22 protein-coding genes and 1 pseudogene are annotated in these 23,316 nt (G+C 67.8%); 10 read left to right on the top strand and 13 right to left on the bottom strand.

Annotated elements, in window-relative coordinates; all coding sequences use genetic code 11:
• Window positions 1-27 precede the first annotated feature (27 nt).
• The 4 genes from J1M43_RS04195 (at window position 28) to J1M43_RS04180 (ending at window position 2,829) form a co-directional block, all read left to right on the top strand.
• Window positions 28-801: a DNA-formamidopyrimidine glycosylase family protein gene (locus tag J1M43_RS04195; RefSeq protein WP_206477317.1), complete on the top strand. Its 774-nt coding sequence runs from the start codon at window positions 28-30 to the stop codon at window positions 799-801.
• Window positions 802-881: 80 nt separating this feature from the next.
• Window positions 882-1,289: a DapH/DapD/GlmU-related protein gene (locus tag J1M43_RS04190; protein WP_206475971.1), complete on the top strand. Its 408-nt coding sequence runs from the start codon at window positions 882-884 to the stop codon at window positions 1,287-1,289.
• A gap of 87 nt (window positions 1,290-1,376) precedes the next feature.
• The gene (locus J1M43_RS04185) at window positions 1,377-2,099 is read left to right on the top strand and encodes a LysR family substrate-binding domain-containing protein (protein WP_241245189.1); all 723 of its coding nucleotides are present in this window, start codon (window positions 1,377-1,379) and stop codon (window positions 2,097-2,099) included.
• 13 nt (window positions 2,100-2,112) lie between these two features.
• Entirely contained in the window at window positions 2,113-2,829 is a 717-nt protein-coding gene (locus J1M43_RS04180) for a gamma-glutamyl-gamma-aminobutyrate hydrolase family protein (protein ID WP_206475969.1), read from the top strand.
• A 34-nt stretch (window positions 2,830-2,863) separates the two neighbouring features.
• On the opposite strand, the gene phnE is transcribed toward J1M43_RS04180, so the two are convergent.
• The 6 genes from phnE to J1M43_RS04150 all read right to left on the bottom strand — a co-directional run bounded on the left by phnE (window position 2,864) and on the right by J1M43_RS04150 (window position 10,895).
• A complete protein-coding gene (gene phnE / locus J1M43_RS04175; protein WP_307823242.1) occupies window positions 2,864-4,588 on the bottom strand; it encodes a phosphonate ABC transporter, permease protein PhnE in 1,725 nt (574 codons plus the stop codon).
• A gap of 1 nt (window position 4,589) precedes the next feature.
• Entirely contained in the window at window positions 4,590-5,396 is an 807-nt protein-coding gene (phnC, locus tag J1M43_RS04170) for a phosphonate ABC transporter ATP-binding protein (RefSeq protein WP_206475965.1), read from the bottom strand.
• Between the two features lie 82 nt (window positions 5,397-5,478).
• A complete protein-coding gene (locus J1M43_RS04165) occupies window positions 5,479-6,441 on the bottom strand; it encodes a phosphate/phosphite/phosphonate ABC transporter substrate-binding protein (RefSeq protein ID WP_206475963.1) in 963 nt (320 codons plus the stop codon).
• Window positions 6,442-6,617: 176 nt separating this feature from the next.
• Entirely contained in the window at window positions 6,618-9,158 is a 2,541-nt protein-coding gene (locus J1M43_RS04160) for an ATP-dependent Clp protease ATP-binding subunit (protein ID WP_206475962.1), read from the bottom strand.
• Window positions 9,159-9,228: 70 nt separating this feature from the next.
• Complete coding sequence (locus J1M43_RS04155) at window positions 9,229-9,690, bottom strand: glutaminase (protein WP_206475960.1); 462 nt, start codon at window positions 9,688-9,690, stop codon at window positions 9,229-9,231.
• A complete protein-coding gene (locus tag J1M43_RS04150; protein ID WP_033105990.1) occupies window positions 9,687-10,895 on the bottom strand; it encodes a cation:proton antiporter in 1,209 nt (402 codons plus the stop codon). Before J1M43_RS04150 ends, J1M43_RS04155 begins: the two co-directional genes overlap by 4 nt.
• Before the next feature lie 97 nt (window positions 10,896-10,992).
• On the opposite strand from J1M43_RS04150, the gene purU reads away from it, so the two are divergent.
• Window positions 10,993-11,844, top strand: coding sequence for a formyltetrahydrofolate deformylase (purU, locus tag J1M43_RS04145; protein ID WP_033105989.1), 852 nt, complete (start codon window positions 10,993-10,995; stop codon window positions 11,842-11,844).
• Window positions 11,845-11,868: 24 nt separating this feature from the next.
• Here the strand turns inward: purU and J1M43_RS04140 are convergent.
• The 3 genes and pseudogenes from J1M43_RS04140 to J1M43_RS04130 form a co-directional block, all read right to left on the bottom strand.
• A pseudogene (locus J1M43_RS04140) lies at window positions 11,869-12,000 on the bottom strand (transporter substrate-binding domain-containing protein); the annotation flags it as partial.
• A gap of 40 nt (window positions 12,001-12,040) precedes the next feature.
• Window positions 12,041-12,436: a type II toxin-antitoxin system VapC family toxin gene (locus J1M43_RS04135; protein WP_033105988.1), complete on the bottom strand. Its 396-nt coding sequence runs from the start codon at window positions 12,434-12,436 to the stop codon at window positions 12,041-12,043.
• A 131-nt stretch (window positions 12,437-12,567) separates the two neighbouring features.
• Window positions 12,568-13,602, bottom strand: a complete 1,035-nt coding sequence (locus J1M43_RS04130) for a nitronate monooxygenase family protein (protein ID WP_206475958.1) — start codon at window positions 13,600-13,602, stop codon at window positions 12,568-12,570.
• A gap of 45 nt (window positions 13,603-13,647) precedes the next feature.
• Between J1M43_RS04130 and J1M43_RS04125 the strand changes: the two genes are divergently transcribed.
• Together J1M43_RS04125 and J1M43_RS04120 are read left to right on the top strand one after the other, a co-directional pair.
• The gene (locus tag J1M43_RS04125; protein WP_033106561.1) at window positions 13,648-13,935 is read left to right on the top strand and encodes a DUF6412 domain-containing protein; all 288 of its coding nucleotides are present in this window, start codon (window positions 13,648-13,650) and stop codon (window positions 13,933-13,935) included.
• 89 nt (window positions 13,936-14,024) lie between these two features.
• A complete protein-coding gene (locus tag J1M43_RS04120) occupies window positions 14,025-14,774 on the top strand; it encodes a YidC/Oxa1 family membrane protein insertase (RefSeq protein ID WP_206475957.1) in 750 nt (249 codons plus the stop codon).
• Here the strand turns inward: J1M43_RS04120 and J1M43_RS04115 are convergent.
• The 4 genes from J1M43_RS04115 to J1M43_RS04100 form a co-directional block, all read right to left on the bottom strand.
• The gene (locus J1M43_RS04115) at window positions 14,761-15,849 is read right to left on the bottom strand and encodes an alcohol dehydrogenase catalytic domain-containing protein (protein ID WP_206475955.1); all 1,089 of its coding nucleotides are present in this window, start codon (window positions 15,847-15,849) and stop codon (window positions 14,761-14,763) included. The two genes, J1M43_RS04120 and J1M43_RS04115, sit on opposite strands and share 14 nt — an antisense overlap.
• Before the next feature lies 1 nt (window position 15,850).
• On the bottom strand, window positions 15,851-16,561 hold the full coding sequence (locus tag J1M43_RS04110; RefSeq protein WP_206475953.1) for a phosphonatase-like hydrolase: 711 nt from the start codon (window positions 16,559-16,561) through the stop codon (window positions 15,851-15,853).
• Window positions 16,558-17,718 carry a TIGR03364 family FAD-dependent oxidoreductase gene (locus tag J1M43_RS04105; protein WP_206475951.1) on the bottom strand — a complete coding sequence of 387 codons (1,161 nt, stop codon included), beginning with the start codon at window positions 17,716-17,718 and terminating at the stop codon, window positions 16,558-16,560. Before J1M43_RS04105 ends, J1M43_RS04110 begins: the two co-directional genes overlap by 4 nt.
• Window positions 17,719-18,113: 395 nt before the next feature.
• Window positions 18,114-19,253: a sensor histidine kinase gene (locus J1M43_RS04100; protein WP_241245188.1), complete on the bottom strand. Its 1,140-nt coding sequence runs from the start codon at window positions 19,251-19,253 to the stop codon at window positions 18,114-18,116.
• Window positions 19,254-19,482: 229 nt separating this feature from the next.
• Between J1M43_RS04100 and J1M43_RS04095 the strand changes: the two genes are divergently transcribed.
• From J1M43_RS04095 to J1M43_RS04085, 3 genes are all read left to right on the top strand, one after another.
• Window positions 19,483-20,139, top strand: a complete 657-nt coding sequence (locus J1M43_RS04095) for a response regulator transcription factor (protein WP_206475949.1) — start codon at window positions 19,483-19,485, stop codon at window positions 20,137-20,139.
• A gap of 42 nt (window positions 20,140-20,181) precedes the next feature.
• Window positions 20,182-21,477, top strand: a complete 1,296-nt coding sequence (locus J1M43_RS04090) for a M18 family aminopeptidase (RefSeq protein WP_206475947.1) — start codon at window positions 20,182-20,184, stop codon at window positions 21,475-21,477.
• A gap of 156 nt (window positions 21,478-21,633) precedes the next feature.
• Window positions 21,634-23,298 (top strand): HNH endonuclease signature motif containing protein, encoded by a 1,665-nt coding sequence (locus tag J1M43_RS04085; protein WP_206475945.1) that lies wholly within the window; start codon window positions 21,634-21,636, stop codon window positions 23,296-23,298.
• Window positions 23,299-23,316 lie beyond the last annotated feature (18 nt).

Here is a 23,316-nt window from a genome sequence, read left to right as displayed (position 1 = left end):
CCCCGCCACCACCGCCGGGGACGCCCGGTGCCTGAGGGCGACACCGTCCATCGCGCCGCGCGGCGCCTGGATGAAGCGCTCGCGAACCACCAGGTCACGCGCTTCGATCTGCGCGTCCCCGATTTCGCAACGACCGATCTGACCGGAGCGACGGTCCGCGGATGCGCGTCCTACGGCAAGCATCTGCTGCTGCGCATCGGCGATCACACGCTTCATTCGCATCTGCGCATGGACGGCGCCTGGCACCTCTACCGTCCGGGCCAGAAGTGGCAGCATCCGGCCTTCGCAGTACGCGCGATCGTCGGCACCGCCGACCGCGAGGCCGTCGGCGTCGACATCGCCGAGATCGAACTCCTCCCCACCCGCGACGAGGGCCGGCTGATCGAGCATCTCGGTCCGGATCCGCTGTCCGATGATTGGGATGCCGCGGAAGCAGCGCGTCGACTCCACGCCGATGCGCGCAGCATCCACGTCGCCCTGCTCGACCAGCGCAACGTCGCAGGATTCGGCAACGTGTACGCCGCCGAACTCCTGTTCCTGCGCGGAACCCTGCCGACGACACCCGCCGCAGGCATCGACGCGGCAGCAGTCCTCGATCTGGGCGCGCGCATGATCCGTGCTAACCGCGACCGGCCGGAACGCACCTTCACCGGAGTCGATCGTCCCGGCCAGCACACCTGGGTGCACGGGCGCGCAGGCCGCCCCTGCCGCCGCTGCGGCACCCCGATCCGACGCGGGCAACAGGGCGCGGATCCGACGCGCGAACGCGTCACCTTCTGGTGTCCGACCTGCCAGCGGTGAGCAGCATCCCCATCGGGGAATGAATTCGGCCGTGTCGTGGTTGTTCATATATCCGGAGATGTCCGGGCACGGGAGGAATCTTGGGTAAGAACTACATCGACATCGAAGACGAACAGGGTACGACGTTGCGTTACCGCAAGCACGTCAATGGTCGCGGCCTTGTCGCGCACGGCGCGAAGGTGCACCCCAAGGCCGTCGTCGAAATCGGCGCGTATGTCGAACCAGGAGCGCGCATCGGCGCAGGAGCCGTCCTCGCCCGCGGAGCGTGGGTCGAACCGGACGCCACGATCGGCGAGAACGCCTACATCGACGCGCACGCGCACATCGGCCAGGGCGCCGCAGTCGGCGACGGCGCACACATCGGCGTCCGCACCGAGATCGGTGCAGGTGCACGCATCGCACGCGGCGCGCGTATCGGCGACGACGAGACCGTCGCGGCCGGGCTCCGCATCGCCACCGACCGCAAAGGCCTCTGGCTGGCCGCCTGAGGCACAGGGGCTACTTGAGGGCGCGCCGGATCAGAATCGACACGCTCTCGACCACGACCACCATCCCGACGCGAGTACCCTGAATCCATGGCGAACTCCGGCAGGTCCAGGCACCGCGCCCCGATGGGCGGACCTGTCCGAGCCAAGAAGCATCAGCCCACGAAGCCTGCTCGAACGCCGAAGAAGCCCGCGCCGGATCCGGTACCCGCCCGGGCGCTGCAGCCGCGAGTCTTCCGCCTCGGAGCCGTCCCGGGGGCGACCCCTGGCAAGTGGATCGACACCTGGAACAGGCGGATGCCGCACGTCACGCTGGAACTCGTGCCGATCGATGCTGCGACCCAGCGCGCAGCCATCGACGAGCTGGATGCGGCGCTCATCCGTCTGCCGCTGAATGACGAGAGCCTGCACCTGATCCCGCTCTACGACGAGATGCCGGTGGTCGTGGCATCCAAGGAATCCCATCTGCTCGCAGCCGATGAGCTCGAGCTCGCCGACCTGGCCGGCGAGGTGCTGATCACGCCGCTGGACGACGTGCTCGGGCCCCTCTACATCCCGAGCATCCAGACCCCGAGATTCGCCCCTCTCGCCACCACCGGCGAGGCTATCGCCACGGCGGCATCCGGCGCCGGCATCGTGATCGTGCCGATGTCGCTCGCGCGCATGCATCAGCGCAAGGATGCCGACTACCGCCCGCTTCGCGACGGACCGACCTCGACCGTTGCGATCGCATGGCCGCGGGAGCATACGACCGAAGACGTCGAGACCTTCGTCGGGATCGTGCGCGGCCGCACCTCGAACTCCTCACGCTGATGGGATCGAACTGATGGCCTCGATCCTCTACGTCTGCGTGCGCCCGGAACGCGGCGCAGCCGAGGCCGAACACGCGTCGTTCCAGCGCGGGCTCGGCGTGACCGAGCTCGATCAGCTCGACCTCGTCAGGAATCCTCTCAGCGATGAGGTGCTCGCCAGACACGACGGGTTCGTCATCGGCGGCTCACCGTTCAACGTGACGGATGCCGTGAAGACGCCGTTGCAGCAACGCGTCGAAGCCGACCTCGAGCGCATCGCTGCGCGCGCGCTCACCGGCCGGACGCCCGCGTTCTTCACCTGCTTCGGCATCGGTGTCGTCACCCGGATGCTCGGCGGCGCGCTGACGCTCAAGCATCCCGAATCCACGCGCGTGACCGAGATTGTCACGACGGATTCCGCAGCATCCGACCCGCTCTTCGGTCCGAGCGCCCCCGCGCTGACCGTGTTCACCGCGCACAAGGAGAGCGCGGTGGCTGTGCCGCCGGGCGCAACGCTGCTCGCGACGAACGAGGACTGTCCCGTGCAGGCCTACCGTGCCGGAACGCGGCTGTACGCGACGCAGTTCCACCCGGAGCCCAGCCCGCAGGACTTCGCCAACCGGATGACGTTCTACCGCAACAACGGCTACTTCGACGCGGCGGCGTTCGACGCTGTGGAAGCAGAGATCCTCGCCGCCCAGGATGTGGGCGGCGAGGGTCTGCTGCGCAGGTTTGCGGAGACCGTCGCCTAGCGCGAGCGCGCGCCGTCACACGGGTCTCCGAGGGTCAGTGCAGGGTCTTGCGCACCCACACGGCCAGGCCCTCGACGAGCAGCACTGTCACGAGGATCATGACCACGATGAACGTGACGACGTCGAACTGGTTCACACGAGTGGCCATCAGCAGATAGAAGCCGATACCGCCGGCGCCGACGATACCGAGCAGCGTCGCCGATCGGATGTTCACATCCAGCTGATAGAGGATGTGCGCCACGAACTGCGGCGCGGCCTGTCGCAGCGTCGACGCGAAGAACACCTGCCCCGGCATCGCTCCCGTCGCACGCACGGCGTCCTGCACGCGCATGTCCGTCTCCTCGATCGAGTCCGCGACGAGCTTGCCCAGCAACCCGACCGAGCCGATGGCGAGCGCCAGCGTGCCCGGCACAGGGCCGAGCCCCGTGATTACGATGAACACGATCGCGAGGATGAGTTCCGGGATACCGCGGATGATGACGATGATCGTGCGGAACGCATTCGCTGTAGCGGCGTTCGGTGCGACGTTGCGCGCGGCCATGATGCCGATCGGCAACGCGAGTACGAGCCCCAGCAGAGTCGCGGCCAGGCCGATCTGGATCGTCACGAGCATCGCGTCGAGAAGCGTGTCGAACAGGTCGCGGGGAGATGGAGGGAAGAACAGATCGAGGACCTGCGGGAACTTCTCCAGGCTCTGCGCGACGCGTGCTCCATCGACGTCGGCTGCGAGTGCCGCGACGGCGACGACGATGACAGTGACGGTCACGCCGAGGAACCGACGGATTCGATCGCCGTCCCACTGAGGTGCCACCCGGATGCGACCGCGGGCCGTGCGCTGAGCCTGGTGGCCACCGCTCATCGGCGCTGTCACCCATCCGGCAGCGAATCGGTCGAGCAGACCACCGACCCCTCGTCGGGTAGACACTCGACCCAGCAGCCGCGCCCGGATGGTGCCGGAGAGCAGTTCGAGCGCGATGCACAGCAGCAGGATGATCAACGCCAGCGCCATACCGCGCTGGTACTGGAGAGTCCGCAGTGCCTCGGCGAGCTCCAGTCCGATGCCGCCGACGCCGACATACCCGAGCAGCACCGAGGTGCGCAGATTGATGTCGAAGCGGTGCAGCGCAGTCGCGATGAGCTGCGGCATCACCTGCGGGATGACCGTGCTCGTGATCCACTGCCAGCGACGCCCGCCTGCTGCCTGCACAGCCTCGGCCGGGCCGCCGTCGAGCTCCTCGATCGCGTCCGCATACAGCTTGCCGACCATGCCGACCGAATGGATTCCGAGCGCGAGAATGCCCGGAAGGGCCCCCAATCCGAGCAGACGGAACAAGATGATCGCGAACACGAGATCCGGGATGGCTCGAGTCAGCACGATGATCACGCGCGCCGCTGTGCGCATCACCGATCCGGTGGTGGTGTTCCTCGCCGCGAAGAGTGCCACGGGCAGGCTGAGCACAACGGAGAGCGCGGTGGCCAGTACCACGATGGCGAGGGTCTGCCCGGTCATCACGAGCAGCTCGTGAAGCGGCGGGAAGTCGAGCGGAACGACTCGCTCGAGGAAGTTCGAAGCGTTGTCGAGGCTGCGAACCATCGAGGCAACGCTGATGTCGAGCGCGACGACCGACCAGATCGCCGTCGCGAGCAGAGCGACGAGAGCGGTCCATGCCGCGATCCGGTTGATGCTGGGACGCGGCTTCGGCGGAAGCGGCACGGGCGCGTGGCCCGCGCGCGCGAGATCGTCGATGACCGATGTCACGTCAGACGACCGCTTCTTCGCGTTGGATCGCCTCGAGTGGTTCGTAGATCGCATGGACGTCGGCGTGCGAGAGCCCGGCAGCATCACGATCGAGTACGACGTGGCCGGAGTTGAGACCGACGATGCGGTCGGCGAATTCGAGGGCGATCTCGACCTGGTGCAGGCTGCAGACGACCGTCAGGTTCTCCTCGCGACTGATGCGCGTCAGCAACTCGATCACTCCAGCCGACGAAACCGGATCGAGTGAGGCGACCGGCTCGTCGGCGAGGAGCACGGCCGGCTGCTGTATGAGTGCGCGGGCGATCGCCACGCGCTGCTGCTGTCCACCCGAGAGGGTGTCGGCCCGCTGAAACGCCTTGTCAGCGAGCCCCACACGCGCCAATTGCTCCATCGCGGCCTCGCGCACAGCCCGCGGGTAGCTCCACAGCCCGAGCCGCACGCCGCGCAGGGATCCCAGCTTGCCTGTGCACACGTTCTCGAGCACCGACATCGACCCGACGAGGTGGAACTGCTGGAAGATCATGCCGACGCCGCCTCGCAGCTCCCGCAGCGCCGTGGCCCCCGCACTGTGGACGGGTGTGCCCATCGTCCACACCTCACCACGCGTGGGCTTGTGGAGCCCATTGATATGACGCAGCATCGTCGATTTCCCCGATCCTGATAGACCGAGCAGTACGTTGATGCGGTTCGCCGAGAACTGGACATCCACGTCGTCGAGAGCGGTCACCGTCCCGAATCGTTTCGTCACGCCTTCGAAGCGGATGGCGCCGATCTCTGGCACCGTAGGTGTGCGTGCGGCCTCGGTCATTCTGATCCTCGTCTCATCGTGGGTGTCGACGTGCAGGATGCGGGACGGACGACATCTCGTCCGTCCCGCACCCTGTGATTCGTCAGACGTTGCAGGCAGCTGCCTCGGTGATCTCGCACACGCGGCGCACGCCGTCGTAGAGCGAGTCCTCTACGTCGATGAAGCCGTACTCGGCGTCCTCCGGCATACGGCAGTCGCCTTCCGTGGTGCAGAAGCCCTGTTCTACGAGGGCAGGCTTGTTGATCGTCTCGTCGAACACCTGCTGCAGCTGGTCGATGAGCTCGGCGGGCAGCTTGTCGCTGACGACATACGGAGAGCCGGCGATCGTCTCCGACTTCCAGACCGTCTCGAGCGCACCGGCCTCGAGCTGGCCCGACTCGATGAGGGTGATGTCGACCATCGCGTCGTATGCGAAGCCCGCGTCGCAGGTGCCGTCGGCGACCGACAGGGCCGACGCGTCATGGGCACCCGCGAACACCGGGGTGATGTCGCTCTCCGGGTCGATGCCCAGTTCCATCAGGCCCGCGATGGGGTAAAGGTATCCAGACGTCGATGCGGCGTCGACGAAGCAGATCGTCTTGCCCGCGAAGTCCTCGAGCGTCTCGATGTCGCTGCCCTGGGGGACGATGGCGTACGACTGGTAGCCGGGCGACTCGTCGACGGCATCGACGACGGCTGCGAGAGGCTCAACGCCTGCACCGCCGTCCTTCGCCACCATGTACGAGAACGGGCCCATGCCCGCGAGCTGCACCTGGCCGGCACGGAGCGCCTCGATGACCGCGGCGTAATCGGTGACTTCCTGGACTTCGATCTCAAGGCCGGTCGCCTCGGTGATCGCAGCGTACATCGCCTCATTCTGCTCAGCAATGGTCTGGGTGTCCTCGGCAGGAATCTGGGCGAAGACGAGCTTCTCCGGCATCTCGGCCGCGGCTGCGGGGTTCTCGGAGTTCTGAGCGTCTGCTGTGGCATCGCCAGAACACGCGGTGAGTGCGGCGATGAGGGTCAGGCCTGCGGCCAGGCCGAGGGCACGCGTACGGAAGCGCATGGGTGATTGCCTTTCGAGAGGACACCCGACGAGATCGTCGGAGGGAGTGGGACGCCAGCGATACTCCCCGCGCCGGATGAACGGGAGGAGTCGCGCGGGTGTCCACCCGTAGGACGAGTTCGCGAATTCAAGGTGTCGAACAGTCGCACTGGCCTTCGGCCAGCACTGACCTTCGGCTAGACCTCCTGGCGCACCTGAACCTCCACGACGAGGCCGCGCTCGTCGGCATCCACCCGCACCTCGCCGCCATCGTCGAGAGCACCGCTGACCAGCAGATCGGCGATGCGGTCATCGACCTCGCGCTGGATCAGGCGGCGCAGCGGACGGGCACCGAACTCCGGCTCATAGCCGTGCTCGCCGAGCCATGCGACCGCGGCGTCGGTCACGTCAACGGTCACCGACCGCTCCGCGAGACGCGCCGATGTCGCCCCCAGCAGCAGGCGCACGATGGGTGCCAGCTCATCGCGGGTCAGCTTCTGGAACAGCACGATCTCGTCGATGCGGTTGAGGAACTCCGGCCGCATCGCCTCGCGCAGCTTGCCCATCACGCGGTCACGCAGATCCTTCATCGACGCGAATCCGCTGGCGGCGGCATCCTGCGAGGAGACGAATCCGAGCGCACCCGAGCGCGAGGCGAGGAACTCGCTGCCGATGTTCGAGGTCATCACGATCACCGTGTTGCGGAAGTCGACCGTACGGCCCTGACCGTCGGTGAGGCGTCCGTCGTCGAGCACCTGCAGCAGCAGGTTGAACACGTCGGGGTGCGCCTTCTCGATCTCGTCGAACAGCACGATGGAGTACGGGTTGCGGCGCACGCGCTCGGTGAGCTGGCCCGCCTCGTCGTAGCCGACGTATCCCGGAGGAGCACCGACGAGCCGCGACACCGTGTGCCGCTCGCCGAACTCGCTCATGTCGAAGCGGATCACGGCGTTCTCGTCGTCGAAGAGCCGGTCGGCCAGCGCCTTGGCGAGCTCGGTCTTGCCGACGCCGGTGGGCCCGAGGAAGAGGAACGAGCCGACCGGACGACGTGCATCACCCATTCCGGTGCGGCTGCGCCGGACGGCGCGCGCCACTGCGGCGACGGCGTCCTCCTGACCGATCACGCGGGCGTGCAGGTCATTCTCCAGATCGCCCAGGCGCTCGCGCTCGCCCTCGGTGAGACGGCTGGCAGGGATGCCGGTGGCACGCGCGATCACCTCGGCGATCTCCCGCTCGTCGACGATCGCCGGTGCACCGGACTGCTCACCGGAGGTCACCGCGTCGATGCGCGCCTGCGTCTGCACGATCTCGTCACGCAGGCGCGATGCCTCCTCGTAGTGCTCGGCGCTGACTGCGGCGTTCTTACGGGACTCGAGATCGGCGAGCTCCGTCATGAGCGCAGAAGTGTCCACGGGCAGGCCCAGCTTCAGGCGCAACCGTGCACCGGCCTGGTCGATCAGGTCGATCGCCTTGTCGGGCAGCACACGGTCGGGCAGGTAGCGGGCGCTCATCGTCACGGCTGCGCGCAGCGCGGCATCCGTGTAGGTCACCCGGTGGTGGTCCTGGTACGCGTCCGCCAGCCCCTCGAGGATGAGCACGGCGTCGTCGATGCTCGGCTCGTCGACCTTCACGGGCTGGAAGCGGCGCTCCAGCGCAGGGTCCTTCTCGATCTGGCGGTACTCCTTGAGCGTCGTCGCGCCGACCATGTGCAGGTCGCCGCGTGCGAGACGGGGCTTCAGGATGTTGCCCGCGTCCATGCCGCCCTCACCTGATCCACCGGCGCCGACGACCGTGTGCGCCTCGTCGATGAACACGATGACCTCGTCCTTGTGAGCGGCGATCTCATCCATCGTCTTGGTCAGACGCTCCTCGAAATCACCGCGGTAGCGGGTACCGGCGAGCATGGCGGGCAGGTCCAGCGCGATGACCCGGCGCCCCTCGAGCTGGGCGGGAACAGTGCCGTCGACGATCGCCTGGGCGATGCCGTCGATGATCGCGGTCTTTCCGACGCCCGCCTCGCCGATCAGCACGGGGTTGTTCTTCGTGCGGCGGCTGAGGATCTCGATCGTCTGCTCGATCTCGTCGCTTCGTCCGATCACGGGGTCGAGTTCACCGGCGCGTGCGCGCGCGGTCAGGTCGATGCCGTACTTGTCGAGCATGCCGGTGCCGGATGCCGGCGCCTCTGCACTCGCGGGTTCGCCGCCGACCGGGGCGTCCACGTGCTCGCGCGCGGCGTCGGTGAGAGCATCCGCCGTCACACCGATCTGAGCGAGCACCTGACCCGCCGGCACGTCCTGACCGAGCACGAGCGCGAAGAAGACGTGCGCCGGCTCGATGTAGGTCGCGCCGGAGGAGCGGGCCACCTGGTAGGCGTGGAAGAGCGCGCGGCTCGCACTCGGCGTGATCGTGGCAGCGTCAGCCTCGGCACGCGCGCCGGGCGCCGGCAGCCGGGTCTCGACCGCGTCGATGATCTGGTTCGGCGTCACGCCGATGCGCTCGATCGCCTGTGCGACCGTGGCGTCTTCGACGATCGCGCGCAGAACGTGCAGCGCGTCGAGCTCGGTCTGGCCGCGTTCAAGTGCCAGCCGGCCGGCGTTCTGCAGGATCTCCTGCGTGCGCGCGGTGAGGAACCGGCTGAGGTCGATCGACCTGGTCTGCCGGGCTCGCTCGCCTGAGAGATAGCGCGAGAGGAACTCATCGAACGAGTTCGCGCCGTTGTCGCTGAAGTCGTTGGGCATTGCATTCTCCTAAAGTTGAGCGTGCTTCACTCAACTTCAACGCGACATGTATCGGAGTATTCCCTGCGTCTCAGAGATCGCGCATCAATTCGATCCGCTCGCGCAGATGCGCCTCCAGCGGCATGTACGCGCCGGCGCCCGACCAGCGGACGGACGGCACGCCGTCACGCAGCGCGAGCGGGCCGGACGAGCCGCCGGCATCCACGGCATCCACATCGATGACCGACCAGCCGATGTGCACGACGTCGCCCTCGCCGAAGCCGCCCCGCAGCGCGAGTTGCCGCCGCGCCGCCCTCGCTCGAGCCGATTCCGCGGTGTAGCCGCGACGCCCTGGATCAGCAGCGCGCAGCACCTCTGCTGTCGCGAGCAGCTCGCGGTCGGTGAGCAGCAGCACTCCGATGTGCCAGGCCTCGCCCACGCGCACGATCCGCTCACCACGCCAGCGCGACGAACGCTCCTCGCCGAGCCCCTCCTTGGGTACGCCCACAAGCGACGCTCGCGCGGCGTCCAGGATCTCGGCCGCCGTGCTCACAGCTCCCCCTGCGGCAGTGCCTGTTCCGCAGCATCCAGTCGCGCACGATCGCCGCGCAGGATCATCGCGACGAGCGGATAGATCAGCACCGACAGCATGCCTGCTCCGACCAGGGCCGCCGCGATCGCAGAGTCGAGGACGCCTTCATCCACGCCGATGGCCGTGACGGCGACGATGATCGGCAGGCCCGTCGCCGCCAGCATCCCCAGCGCCGTGCGTTCGCGCAGGCCCGCCCCGCGCGAAGCCGACAGCTGGGCCGCAGCACCGCGGATCACGAGCAGCGCGATCAGGAACAGCGGCACCAGTGAAAGGGCGAGCGGCGAGGCTGCGAGCACGCCGAGCTCGAACGTGACACCGGTGTACAGGAAGAAGATCGGCACCAGGAACCCGAACGCGATCGCCTCGAGCTTGCTCTCCACGGCGGCGGCATCCGGCTCCGGTGCCCGCGCCATGATGATGCGCCACACTGCCCCGGCGACGAAGGACCCCAGCAGCATGTCGAGGTCGAGCACCACGCTGAGCCCGACCAGCCCGGCGATGAGCATCAGCACGAACCGCACCCCGAACTGGTCGGAGGTGTGCAGTGTGGCTGCGAAGAATGCGTGCAGGCGGCCGTGCGGGGCGCGACGCGCGATCAGGATCACGAGAGCGGCGAGCACGACGAACGTGAGCAGGATCGCTGCCGCCACCGGGGCACGGCGCGTGCTGAGGAAGATCGATATCGCGATCAGCGGCAGGAACTCCCCCACCGCACCGATCGCGGTGACGGTCTTCCCGAACGGGGTGCCAAGTTCGCGGGCATCGCGCAGGATCGGCATGAGGGTACCCAGCGCTGTCGAACTCAGGGCGATCCCGATCACGATCATTCCCGTGTCGGGTGCGATCAGGAATCCGATTCCGATGCCGATCATCAGGCCGAGCAGCCACCCGAGCGAGGCCCGCACGAGCGGGCGACCGGCGATCGCCCGGAAGTCGATCTCGCTGCCTGCCATGAAGAACAGCATCGCCAGCCCGAGATCGCTGAGCTTGTCGAGCACCTCCCCCGGTGCGACCCAGCCGAGCACGGCCGGCCCCACGATGATGCCGAGCACGAGCTCGAACACGATGATCGGCACTCGCAGCACCGGACGGATGCCGCGAGCCAGCAGCGGAGCGGCCACCGCGAGCAGCGGCAGCAGCACAAGCCCGATCTCGCTCGCAGTCACCCGCTCAGAGTATCGACACCACGGCCCTGCGCAGTGTCGATTCGTCACGGCACTCACTCACGCGAGAGAATCTACGAACACCTTGCAAGGAGCATCCATGTCTCAGCCCGACACCGCACGTCTGCTCATCGCCTGCGACGACCAGCCTGGAATCGTCGCCGCCGTCGCCGGCGTCCTCGCCGAGCACGGTGCGAACATCGTCTCGCTCGATCAGCACTCGACGGATGCCGCGGACGGACAGTTCTTCCAGCGCACGGTCATCCAGCTCGCGGGCCTCGCTGCCGCACGACCCGCGCTCGAGGCCGCGATCGGAGAGGTCGCGGGGCGATTCGGGATGGAATGGTCTCTGCACGACGTCGCCAAGCGGAAGCGGGTGGCGATCTTCGTCTCGAAGTACGACCACTGCCTCATGGAACTGCTGTGGCGCACGCAGCGCGGCCAGCTCGACATCGACATCACGATGGTGATCTCCAACCACCCCGATCTCGCCGAGTCCGTGCGCACCTTCGGGGTGCCCTTCGTACACATCCCCTCCGCCGACAAGGTCACGATGGAGCAGCGTCAGTTGGAGCTGCTCCAGGGCAACGTCGATCTCGTGGTGCTCGCGCGGTACATGCAGATCCTCACCGACGACTTCATCGTGAAGGTCGGCGCCCCCGTCATCAACATCCACCACTCGTTCCTGCCCGCATTCATCGGCGCGAACCCCTATGCGCGCGCCAAGGAGCGCGGCGTGAAGCTCATCGGCGCCACCGCGCACTACGCGACGGCCGACCTCGACGAGGGGCCGATCATCGAGCAGGACGTCACGCGCGCCTCGCACTCCGATTCCGCGGCCGACCTGCAGAGCCGTGGCGCCGATGTCGAGCGTCAGGTGCTCGCCCGCGCCGTGCAATGGCATGCAGAGGACCGCGTGATCGTGCACGGGAAATCGACCGTCATCCTGTAGGTCGACGGCACGCGCGCTGAAGTCGAAGGTCGCCTTGCGCTCGTCGGTGATCGACATTCCCGCCATGACCGCGTCGACCTGGTTCGACTGCAGCGCCTGTACGGCGGCGTCGAACCCGAGCTGGCGGCGCGAACGTCGTGTCGGTGCCGATCGGATGCTACGACCGGACAGCCGCGGTCATCCAGCCCAGCCTCGGTCATCCACTCACAACGTCGACGGCCAACCCACGAGATGCCGCGGCAAGTCGCTTGTTGTTCGTCCAGAGCTGTTCGGCGCCCGCGAGCTGTGCCGCCGCGAGATGCAGCGAATCCGGACCCTTGAGCCCGAATCTGGCCCGGAGTTCGGCTGCTTCAACGAACACGGACAGGTCCAGGTCGATGTGCACCATCCGGTCATAGACATCCGAGAACCGCTTTCGCATCTCGGCATCTCCGTCGCGCATCGGTTTCACCAGGCATTCATGCAGCACCAGAGGGCTCGCCACGAGCACCTCGCCGACGCCCCTCAGCCGTGCGCGAGTGCGATCCCCGCGTGCACCTTGGTCTTCCAGTGCATAGATGAGAATGCAGCTGTCGGGATAGATCAATCCCATGACTCCCGCGCTTGTCGAATCTGCTCTTCGATCTCTTCGGACGAACGCACCAGCCGCGCGGGCAGCGGGTGCGCATCGAGCCATTCGGCGAGCGTGGCCCCGGTCAACGGCATGTCGACAGGAGCAACCGATCACAGCCCCGCAACCAGCTCATCGAACACAGCGGTCGCGTCGTCCAGCCGGGCGAGCGGAGCGGCCTGCCCGAGCCACAGCGACTGCAACTCGCCGAGGTTCTGCTCCCCCGCCGCGGCGCGGAACTTCCCGGTCAGCCAGTTCTGCATGGGGAAGGGCGCGATCGTACCGCTCGCCTCGATCGCCCGCACAGCACGGTTGCGTGCACCACGGGCCAGACGGCCGCTCATCGCCCTGGTCAGCACGCTCTCACCAGCCGCCGTCTGGTTGATCGCCGCCCGGTGCGCGTCGGTCGCCGCGGACTGCGTCGTCCGGAGGAACGCCGTGCCGACCTGCACGCCCTGGGCGCCGAGTGCGAACGCCGCCGCGACCCCTCGGCGATCGGCGATGCCTCCTGCCGCGATCACCGGCACCGAGACGGCATCCGCCACCTGAGGCACGAGGGCGAACGTACCGACCAATGAGTCGGCAGCCGGCCGGAGGAACGAGACGCGGTGGCCGGCCGCCTCCGACCCCGACGCGATGATCGCATCGACTCCGGCGGCGTCCAGCGCGACGGCTTCCTCGACGGTCGTCGCGGTGCCGACGACGCGGATGCCGCGGCGATGAGCCTCTTCGACGATCTCGGCCGACGGCACCCCGAAAACGACGCTGAGCACGGCGGGGGCCGCATCCCAGATCGCTCCGAGCTGCTCATCGAGAGACGGCAGATAGCGCTCAGGACGTGCGGGAACGTCGACGCCCACGGCTTCGTAGAACGGCTCGAGCGCCTGCGCGAACACCGTGTGCTGCGGACCGGGTTCGACCTCGTCACCCATGGGGAGCCAGATGTTGAGGGCGAACGGCCGATCCGTCGCCTCGCGCAGCGCCGCCGCCGTCGATCGGATCCGCTCGCCGTCGTATCCATAGAGCCCATAGGCACCGAGACCGCCCGCATCGCTCACGGCGGCGGTCAGCGAGATCGATGACAACCCACCGAAAGCTCCCAGAAGGATCGGATGCCGCACGCCGAGGATCTCACGCAGTTCACTCATGCCATCGAGGCTACGCCCCGGCAGCCCGCTGATATCCTCGATGACATGACGGACTGGATCGAGCAGCTCATGCAGCTCGTGCTGTCCGCCCTCGGGTTCGCAGGCATGCCCGATCTCGCGTCGCTGGATCTCGCGGCCCTCAGCCTCGCCGTCGCCCTGCTCGCCGTCGCGACGCTCGTCGTCGCCATCACCCTCGGCGTACTGCAGACCGGGGAGGGCTCGGCCCCTCATCCGCTGCGCGCCATCGGCCGTTCCGTGCTGCTGTCTCAGAACGATCCGGATGCCGCAGGTCATCCCCGTCCCAGGGCCCCGGGAGTCGTGCGCGCCGTGTGACCGTCCGTTCGTGACGGGAACGCGGCGCATCTCTTGATGCATGCGCCGCAGGCGCAGCCGACATTCCCGCACACTCTGAACGGACCCTCTTGGACATCTATGCCTTTCCGCCGATCGCGGCGATCCTCGACGCCGCATACGGCGTCCTCACCGGCCTGGCCGATCTGCTCGCGCCGTTCGCCGGCACGGCGGCGGCTGCGGCCGCCGTCATTCTCATCACCCTCCTCATCCGCGCACTGCTCATCCCCGTCGGCATCTCTCAGGCCAGGGCCGAGCAGACCCGCGCCCGGCTCGCGCCGAAGCTGCGCGAGATCCAGAAGCGCCACAAGAAGAACCCCGAGCGTCTGCAGCGCGAGACCATGCAGCTGTACAAGGACGAGAACACCTCGCCGCTCGCCGGGTGCCTGCCGGTGCTGCTGCAGGCGCCGGTGATCGGCATCCTCTACACGCTGTTCCTGCGCACCGATATCGCAGGCCACGCCAATGATCTGCTGGCGCATGAACTGTTCGGCGCGTCACTCGGCACGAGCCTCGTGGGCATGCTGGCGACCGGCCCGTTCTCGCTGCCGACGCTCCTCGTGTACGGCGCCCTGATCGCGATCATGATCGTCGTGGCCGAGATCACCCGCCGCGTGTTCCAGCCGGTCCCCGTCGACGACTCTCCGCTGTCATCGCCCGGGATGCTGCGCATGATGAGTGCGCTGCACTATCTCACTGCGGCGTTCGCCGTGTTCGTGCCGTTGGCTGCGGGGCTCTACCTCACCGTCACGGTGGCGTGGACGCTCGTGCAGCGGGTGATCCTGCGCCGCCTGTACCCGCTGCCGGTCAACGCGGGTTGAGCGCCACGCGCAGCGGCGCGCCCGGTGCCGCCGCTGCGGCGAGCGCGGCATCCACGTCATCGAGCTGGTGCACGGCGCCGACCACGTCCGCGAACGGATAGGCGCGTCCTCGCCCGGCGAGGAATCCGACCGCCGACGCGAGCTCGGCACCGGTGTAGTTGTGCACGCCGGTCACCGTGAGCAGCCGCCGCACAAGGCTCTCGGCTTCCAGCGGAACCGGATCGGCGGGGAACACGCTGCCCACCAGCACGACGGCTCCGCCGACGTCCGCCGCCGCGATCGCGTCGGCGACGGCATGACCGGATGCTTCGATCACGATGTCCGCCGGCTCTGTCGCCTTCACAGCCGATGCGGCGCCGAATCGCTCCGCGAACGCCCGCCTGGACGGGGACGGGTCCACGATGGTGACATCGGCTCCGTCGTCGGCGGCGATGGCCGCCGCGGAGAGTCCGACGAGCCCCGCGCCGTAGACGAGCACCCTCATGCCCTCGAGGCTGCGCCCGGCCGCACCTCGGACGACGGCGGCCCACGCTGTGGCCGTGGCGCACGAGGCCGGCGCCAGCACAGCGGCCGGAAGCGCCTCAGGCACGCGCACGATCGTGGTTCCCGTGCGCAGGTGCACATGGCTCGCGAAGCCGCCGGTCAGCTCCCAACGCGGGCCGATCCGCTCGTGACCGTACTTCACCAACGTGCGACACTTCTGCGTCAGTCCCGACGTGCACCGATCGCAGGTGCCGCACGACACCGTCACCGACCACACCGCGCGGTCGCCGATGCGCAGAGCCGCGCCATCCGCCGCCGTCGCACCGCCTTCGCCGATCGCGATCACCCGGCCGACGCTCTCGTGACCGAGCACCAGCGGCGCCGGCGCCGACCTATGGCCCTGGACGGTGTGCACATCGGAGCCGCAGATGGTCGACAGCTCGACGGCGATCAGCACGTCGCCGTGCCCGAGGCCTACGCCCGGCACCGCGACGGTCTCATGCTCCTGGCCGACGCCGAGCCAGACCTTCGCCGTCGCCGCGGGTCTCAGCGTCACGTCCTGCCGTTCATCGTGCGGCAGCAGCGTGCGCATGTCAGGAGGTCCGCGCGAGGGCGGTGCCGAGAAGTGCGCGCTCGTGAAGCGTCGGCAGCAGCGCGGTGACGTCGTCGAGCACAGCATCCGCTCCGGCGCGCTCCAGCGTCGCGCGATCATGCGCACCGCTGAGAACTCCGGCGACGAAGCCGGCGCCGGCACGGCGGCCGGACTGCACATCGCTGCTGGTGTCGCCGATGACCGCCACGGCGGTGACGGCGGACGCCTGCGTGCGCAGCAACGCGGTGAGCACGAGGTCTGGTGCCGGACGGCCGCGACCGGCGTCGACCGGCGACAGAGCGATGTCGATCAGTCCGCGCCAGCCGAGTCCGTCGATCAGCGCGTCGCGCGTGACCGGAGCGAAGCCCGTCGTCAGTGCGACCTTGAGGCCCGCATCGCGCATCTGCGCGATCGCCTCGGCCGCGCCGGGGATCTCCGCCACGCCCTGCTCGGCGACGATCTCGGAGTACGCGCCCTCGAACGCCGCGGTGGCCGCGGTGGCTGCGACGACATCGCCACCGGACAGGTGCGTGAAGACGTCGATCTTCGACATGCCCATGGTGTCGCGGACGTACTGCAGGGCATCCGCCCACGGCATCCGCTCGGCGACGCCGGTGCGCTCGGCCGCGCGCTGGAACGCCTGCTCCACCACACCGTCGTCGAGCACGGTCGTTCCAGCCATGTCGAGGACGACGAGTTCGATAGCGGTCATGGGGTTCCTCCTTGTACGGGCAGCGGTGCCCGGTCGAATGCAGTGTCAAGAGTGCGTTCCGCGAGGCCGAGCCCGGTCGTCATCCCGATCCCCGTGGTGGCGGCGATCACGTGGAGCCCGGTTTCCGGCTCTTCGATGAGGAACTCGGTTGCGGCGGATGCGTAGACACCCTGCCAGCGCTCCAGGACCCGGAATTCTTCGACGTCGAACAGCGCCGACGCCTCATCGAGGAACGCGTCGAAGGCGGCCTCGGGCTGGAAGGGTGCGGGCTGAATCGCCTTGGCATGCGAGTCGCCCAGGATGACCGAGCCGTCTGGCAACTGCGTGTACATCTGGTTGAGATCGAGAGCGGCGAGCTCCGGGCGTTCGGCGTGCAGCCGCTCTCGAAGCGTCGTGGTCTCCGGGAAGGCGGCGAAACGCCCGTAACGCAGCAGCGACCAGGCGGTCAGCAGCGGGGCGTCGAGGGTGCGCGGCAGAGGAGCCGTGACGCGCATCATGTCGAGCGCGCAGCGGACGACGCCCGCACTCTCGGCCAGATCGGGCAGCAACTGGTCGATGTCGTGACCGGTGGCGACGACGACGAGGCCGGCGTCGATCGCGCCGCGCGTGGTCTGCACACGACCGGATGCCACCGCGGTGGCCGCGGTGCGGAATCGGAACTCGACACCAAGGGATGCGAGGTGGCGGACGATCGCCCCGGCGGCCTCGCGCGGGTCGGTCTGCAGATCGGGCGCGATGAGTGCGCCGCCGATCACGGCGTCGCGGCGCAGGGGTGCTCGCAGGCGCAGCTCGTCTGCGTCCAGCATCCGGATGTCGGCGTCCTGCCCGGATGCGGCTCTTTCCAGGACCGCGAGCTCGTCCGCCTGTCGTGCGGCGACCAGCGTGCCCGATTCGCGCAGCCAGAACCCGGCGTCCGTCGCGAGACGAAGCCAGATGTCGCGCGACGCGTCGGCGAACTCGCGGGCGAGCCCCGACTGCGCCCCGATGCAGATGTGACCGAAGTTGCGGATCGTGGCGCCGACCGGCGCATCGGTGCGATCGAGGACGATCACGCTGAGGCCCCGGCGGATGCCCGCGTACGCGGCACCGAGACCGAGAATGCCAGAGCCCACGACGACGAGGTCGGCAGCTTCGGAGGCCACGGGATGACGCGTCATGATGGCCTTTCCGGGTGTGGGGATCGGATCCACTGTGACACCCGGCAGTGCACGCTTCGCGCCGTTCTCGGAAGTGTTTGCCTCCCGTTTACCGGCTCTTCGCCCGCATGAACACGAGCGGAACGGGCACCCGAGCGGCGCGATCGGAGAGATCGGACGGCGCGATCGGACGGCGCGATCGGCATGTGCGTCGACAACCGATCGACAAGCGCGTTAACCAGCGATCGCGGGCCTCGGCTCAAAGACAGAGCCGCGCCCGCGATCGAGCGCTGGGGACGCTCATTTCTGGGGTGCTCTCAGGCTACGTGCGCACCGGACAGGCCATAAGGGACCAACGTCGATACCGTATGGACTTTCGTCCAGATCGAGAGCCCGCGCACTCTGGCGTTTCGCGCTCAGCCGATGGGCACTTTGGCGGATACGCACCATTGCCCGTCGACGGCACCCGCGCTGAATTCGCCGCTCGCTCCGAGTACGCGCTCGGCCATCCGGTTCAGTCCAGTGCGACTCGAGGGCAGATCCCGTCTGGGAGTCGCGGGGAGCGGGCTGCGGATCGCCAGCACAGCTGATTCGTCATCGACGTCGAGGTCGATCCGCACCGGGCCGGGGCCCGCGTGCTTCAGAACGTTCGTGGCCGACTCGCGCATGATCCGCGCGAGAACGATCTCGGCGACCCTCGGCAGCCTCGCATCGCGGGGGTCTCCGTCGGTCTTCACCGAGTGCCCCGCTGTCTCTATCTCTGCATGAGCCTCTGCGATCGCCTCGGCGAGATCCCCGGTCTGCACAGCCGAGGTGCCGGGGGCGTCGTCTGCGAGTTCGATCACGAAACGCAGATCGGTCATCGCCTTTCGCGCAGCGATACGGATCGCCTCCTGCGAACCACGACTGGTCTGCGGGTCATCGAGCATCTGCACATGCAGAGCGACGATCGTGAGGTGGTGGGCGATGCTGTCGTGGAGTTCGCCGGCGATCCAGCGGCGCTCGGCGAGAACTGCCTCACGCTCCTGTTCGGCCTGGATCGCGAGCTGCTCTTCAAGCCGATGGCCTCTGGCCGAGGTCAGACGAAGGGCGAACCCGATCGCACCGGCCACTGCCGCGAGGATGAGATACGTGCCTACATTGACCGTGGAACCGCCGTCTGTGTACGCGATCACGGCGACGGCGACCAGGAAGAGCGCTCCGTAGGAGAGCACGAGCACAGTTCGACCCAGTCGAATCACCAAGCCGATTGCGACGGCCGCCGCGAATATAACGTTGAACTGCGTGTTCACAGTGAACGACAACGCGAAAAGCACCGCGAGCACGGCCGTTGCCGCCCATGGCCACCATAGGTAGAGCGCGAAGGTCGCCGTGGTCGCGATGCTGAGAATGGTCGCCAGGAGATTCACGCCCGGCGAGAAAAGACTGAAGATGTCGACGACGATGAGGCCGGCGATGAGCACCAGCACCGCTATGCGCTCAAGCGCGCCCAGCGCCTCGTCTCGTGTCAGGCGGAGAAAGCCGGGGTCGTCTCGGATCGACAGACCTAAAGCCATAGCTTCCTTATCTCCTATCCGCCAGCTAGCCTAGCGATAGAGACCGAATATGCGTGCCATCTGTTCCCAGAAGGTCATGGTTTTCACCACCTAGTATTAGTCGTTTGTCGGGGGTACTACTAGATCATCGCGCCGACTCTGATCTGGCGCATCAGACTCCCGATCAGTCTTTTTTGGCCAAAGGTCCACACCAATCACCGGTATCGAACCCGGCGTTAGGCTTTCTCCCATGCCGCACATCCGAGTTCTCATCGTCGATGACGATCCGCTGGTGCGCTCGGCGTTGTCGCACTTCGTGTCCCGCGACCCCGAGATCGAGGTCATCGGCGAAGCCGAGACCGGCCTCGAAGCGATCGCCGCGGTGGAGAAGGACCGACCTGACGTCATCATGATGGACGTTCAGATGCCGGAGATGGACGGAATCGAGGCCACAGCGACCATCGTCGAACGCTGGACCGATGTCCGCGTGCTCGCCGTGACCACGCTCGACGGCAGCGAGACGGTGCTCCCGATGCTCAGCGCCGGGGCATCCGGATACATGCTCAAGGATTCCAACGCCGACAGCATCGTCGCAGGCGTCAGGGACGTGTACAACGGCGCGAGCTCGCTGTCGCCGAAGATCGCCTCGATGCTCGTCAAGCACATCCGCGACGGCGCCCCGACGGGAGGGCGAGCCGGTGAACTGGAGACACTCACCGAACGCGAGGCAGAGGTGCTCGATCGGCTCGCACAGGGCATGTCCAACGCCGAGATCGCGCGCACGCTCATCGTCTCGGAGGGCACGGTCAAAGCCCACCTCGGACGCATCATGTCGAAATGGCAGGTGCGCGATCGGGTGCAGATCCTCGTCACCGCGGCGCACGCCGGGCTCATCAATTTCCGCTGATCGGGTCCAGCGAGCACGCATCCCCGCGTCTACGATCGTAGGATGCCCGCCACTCCGGTCGCTCTGACCCACGCCGAGGATCTCGCCGACTTCGTCGCAGCCTCTCCCTCCAGCTACCACGCCGCGGAAGAGGTCGCACGGCGGCTGGAATCGGTCGGATTCGCGCGCCTGGATGAGGGCGACGCGTGGCCGACGCAGGCCGGCGGCCGTTTCGTCGTCGTACGCGACGGCGCAGCGATCGCATGGGTCGTCCCCACAGGTGCAGCCCCCACCACCCCGGCGCAGATCTTCGGCGCGCACACCGACTCCCCCGGGTTCAAACTCAAGCCTCAGCCGACGACCGGCTCTCGTGGCTGGCTGCAGGCCGGTGTCGAGATCTACGGCGGACCGCTGCTGAACTCCTGGCTCGACCGCGAGCTGCGCCTGGCCGGGCGACTCGCACTCGCCGACGGCCGCGTCGTGCTCGCCGACACCGGCCCGCTGCTGCGGCTGCCGCAGCTCGCCGTGCATCTGGACCGCGGAGTCAACAACGGCCTGGCGCTCGACAAGCAGAACGAGACGCAGCCCGTGTGGGGACTCGGCGACCCGAGCGAGGAAGACCTGCTCGGCGAGCTGGCCGCTTCGGCCGGGGTGAACGCCGCAGACATCCGCGGGTTCGACGCCGTCGTCGCCGACTCGGCGCGCGGAGCCGTGTTCGGCAAGGACAAGGCGTTCTTCGCGAGCGGACGGCTGGATGACCTCGCGTCGGTGCACGCCGGCGTCGTGGCGCTCGCCGGCGCTTCGATGGGCTCGGCGGCCGGAGAGCCCCGCGGCATCGCCGTGCTCGCCGCATTCGACCATGAAGAGCTCGGTTCCGCCTCCCGCTCGGGCGCCGCAGGGCCGTTCCTCGAGGACATCCTCGCGCGCATCTACGCCGGACTCGGCGCCGATGCCACCGAACAGCGCCGCGCGCTCACGGCATCCTGGCACCTCTCCAGCGATGTCGGACACTCGGTGCACCCGAACTACGCGCAGAAGCACGATCCCGTGGTGCAGCCTCTGCTCGGGTCGGGACCGATCCTGAAGATCAACGCCAACCAGCGCTATGCGACGGATGCTATCGGCTCAGCCGCCTGGGCCGGATGGTGCGAGAGCGCTGGCATCGCATCCCAGGAGTTCGTCTCCAACAACGCTGTGCCGTGCGGCTCGACGATCGGCCCGATCACGGCCACCCGTCTCGGCATCCGCACCGTCGACGTCGGCATCCCGATCCTCTCCATGCATTCCGCGCGCGAGCTCGCCGGGGTCGCCGACCTCGAAGCCTTGACACAGGTTGCGACGGCGTTCTTCGCGGCCTGAGCCACCAGGCACCAGGCCAGACCTTCGCCCTCACGGCTCCTCTGTGACGTCCCGACTATTCCTCCACAGATGGATGATTATGGGTGGTTGTCCACAGGTTGTGAATAGTGCCTGATCTGGGGTTTGAATGTCGGTGGCCCTGGGTTGAATGGGGGTATGACATCCCTGGTTCAGGAGTTGGAGAGCATCGATCGGTTGTTGGCCGATGCGATGGGTTCCTCCTGCGCGGGTGACGGTGCGGATGGCGGAGTACGCTTCGCGAACGACTCCGAACTGTTGGATGTGGTACAGGTGTTGGGGCGGGTGCAGCGCCGCCTGGATGGGGCGATCGTCGCGGTCACGGACCAGGTCGTGGGGCGGGATCAGGTTGAGCGGGATGCCCGGTTCTCGACCCGGGCGGGATGCCGGGATGCCGCCGAGTTGCTGCGGCGCACGCTGCTTGTGGACGGGCCTGCCGCACGAAGGTATGTGACCGCAGCCGGAGCGGTGCGCCGAGAGACGGACATCACCTCGGGGACACTATTGCCGGGAAAGTTCCCAGAACTGGCGGCGGCGTTGGCAGACGGATACCTGTCGGTGGGCGGGTTTTTGGCGTGCACGGTCCCGTTGCAGAAAGCGACCCGGATCGGTGTGACCGATCGCCTGGCGGCCGATGCCGTGCTGGCACGGTTCGCGTCCGGGCTGCCGTTGGACGGTCCGGATCATGACCTGAGCGATGAGAGCTCTGGGCGGGGGCCGTTGCCGACGACGGATGAGCTCGCCGCTCTGGCCGCGCATATTGTGGCCCGGTTGGATCCGGATGGTGCGGAGCCGTCGGATCGTGCGGGTAAGCGCCGGAGGCATTTCACGATCGGGAAGCTCCGCGACGGGTCCGTCCCGGTGCGCGGTGAGTTGCTGCCCGAGGTCGCCGCACAGTTGCAGAAACTCATCGACAGTCTGATGAACCCGAAAGCCGAAGACAAAGCACGCGGCGGAAGCAGCACGGTGCGATTCCGGCCCTCCGACGACACCGGCGACGGCGAACCTGAAGGCGACGGCGACGGCGACGGGGAGGGTCTCAGCGATGCGGACTTTGATGCGAAGTACTCCTCCAGCAGCACCGAGTACGGTGCGCCGGTGGATTCGGATCGTGCGGACGGGCTCGAATCCCACAAGGTAGCCGCGCCGCCCGAGGACGCCGCGGACCTACGCACGCATGCCCAGAAACGTCACGACGCGTTCGCGACCGCACTGATGGTCGCTGCGGCGTCCGGGGGTATGCCCACGTTGGGTGGTGCCGCGCCGACGCTGGTCGTGTCCGTCACCGCGGAAGACTTCACCACCCGCACCGGGCGGGCCAGGGTCGAAGGCGCCGGATACGACGTGCCCCTCGGCGCCGCCGACCACGCCGCCTGCGCGGGCGGGGTGCAACGGGTGCTGTTCGATGAGAAAGGCGCGATCATCGCGATCGGGACCAGTGCGCGCCTGTTCACCGCGGTCCAACGCCGGGCGATCGTGCTCCGTGATCGCGAATGTCTCATCCCGGGCTGTGATGTGCCCGCAGAATGGTGCGAAATCCATCACGTCGATGAACACGCCCGTGGTGGGCCGACACATACGTCCAACGGGGTGCCGTTGTGTTGGCATCATCACCGCACCCTCGACGAAGGCATCTGGCACATCCGCATCCGAAACGGCAGACCCGAGATCCGAGGCCCAGGCTGGTGGGACCCCTACGCCAAATGGCGAGACCCACACCTCGACTACAAAGCCGTCGATGAAGCACTCAACAGCGAACGCGAGCGAGAGCGAGCGGACGAACCCTCCTGGAACACCTGGTAGCGCCCCTCACGGGCCGCT

It is taken from the genome of Microbacterium sp. KRD172 (genome assembly GCF_017168295.1).
GTDB lineage: Bacteria > Actinomycetota > Actinomycetes > Actinomycetales > Microbacteriaceae > Microbacterium > Microbacterium profundi.
The sequence above is the reverse complement of the archived record's forward strand: the minus strand, read 5'-3'. Positions and strand labels throughout refer to the sequence as shown.

Bases quoted from the DNA above. Each gene is read 5' to 3' on its own strand.
- J1M43_RS04110 (WP_206475953.1), bottom strand. From the start codon at position 16,561: ATGACCGCTATCGAACTCGTCGTCCTCGACATGGCTGGAACGACCGTG.
- purU (WP_033105989.1), top strand. From the start codon at position 10,993: ATGTCTCAGCCCGACACCGCACGTCTGCTCATCGCCTGCGACGACCAG.
- J1M43_RS04125 (WP_033106561.1), top strand. From the start codon at position 13,648: ATGACGGACTGGATCGAGCAGCTCATGCAGCTCGTGCTGTCCGCCCTC.
- phnC (WP_206475965.1), bottom strand. From the start codon at position 5,396: ATGACCGAGGCCGCACGCACACCTACGGTGCCAGAGATCGGCGCCATC.
- J1M43_RS04130 (WP_206475958.1), bottom strand. From the start codon at position 13,602: ATGAGTGAACTGCGTGAGATCCTCGGCGTGCGGCATCCGATCCTTCTG.
- J1M43_RS04100 (WP_241245188.1), bottom strand. From the start codon at position 19,253: ATGGCTTTAGGTCTGTCGATCCGAGACGACCCCGGCTTTCTCCGCCTG.
- J1M43_RS04165 (WP_206475963.1), bottom strand. From the start codon at position 6,441: ATGCGCTTCCGTACGCGTGCCCTCGGCCTGGCCGCAGGCCTGACCCTC.
- J1M43_RS04180 (WP_206475969.1), top strand. From the start codon at position 2,113: ATGGCCTCGATCCTCTACGTCTGCGTGCGCCCGGAACGCGGCGCAGCC.
- J1M43_RS04135 (WP_033105988.1), bottom strand. From the start codon at position 12,436: ATGGGATTGATCTATCCCGACAGCTGCATTCTCATCTATGCACTGGAA.
- J1M43_RS04095 (WP_206475949.1), top strand. From the start codon at position 19,483: ATGCCGCACATCCGAGTTCTCATCGTCGATGACGATCCGCTGGTGCGC.
- J1M43_RS04090 (WP_206475947.1), top strand. From the start codon at position 20,182: ATGCCCGCCACTCCGGTCGCTCTGACCCACGCCGAGGATCTCGCCGAC.
- J1M43_RS04105 (WP_206475951.1), bottom strand. From the start codon at position 17,718: ATGACGCGTCATCCCGTGGCCTCCGAAGCTGCCGACCTCGTCGTCGTG.
- J1M43_RS04115 (WP_206475955.1), bottom strand. From the start codon at position 15,849: ATGCGCACGCTGCTGCCGCACGATGAACGGCAGGACGTGACGCTGAGA.
- J1M43_RS04185 (WP_241245189.1), top strand. From the start codon at position 1,377: ATGGCGAACTCCGGCAGGTCCAGGCACCGCGCCCCGATGGGCGGACCT.
- J1M43_RS04160 (WP_206475962.1), bottom strand. From the start codon at position 9,158: ATGCCCAACGACTTCAGCGACAACGGCGCGAACTCGTTCGATGAGTTC.
- J1M43_RS04085 (WP_206475945.1), top strand. From the start codon at position 21,634: ATGACATCCCTGGTTCAGGAGTTGGAGAGCATCGATCGGTTGTTGGCC.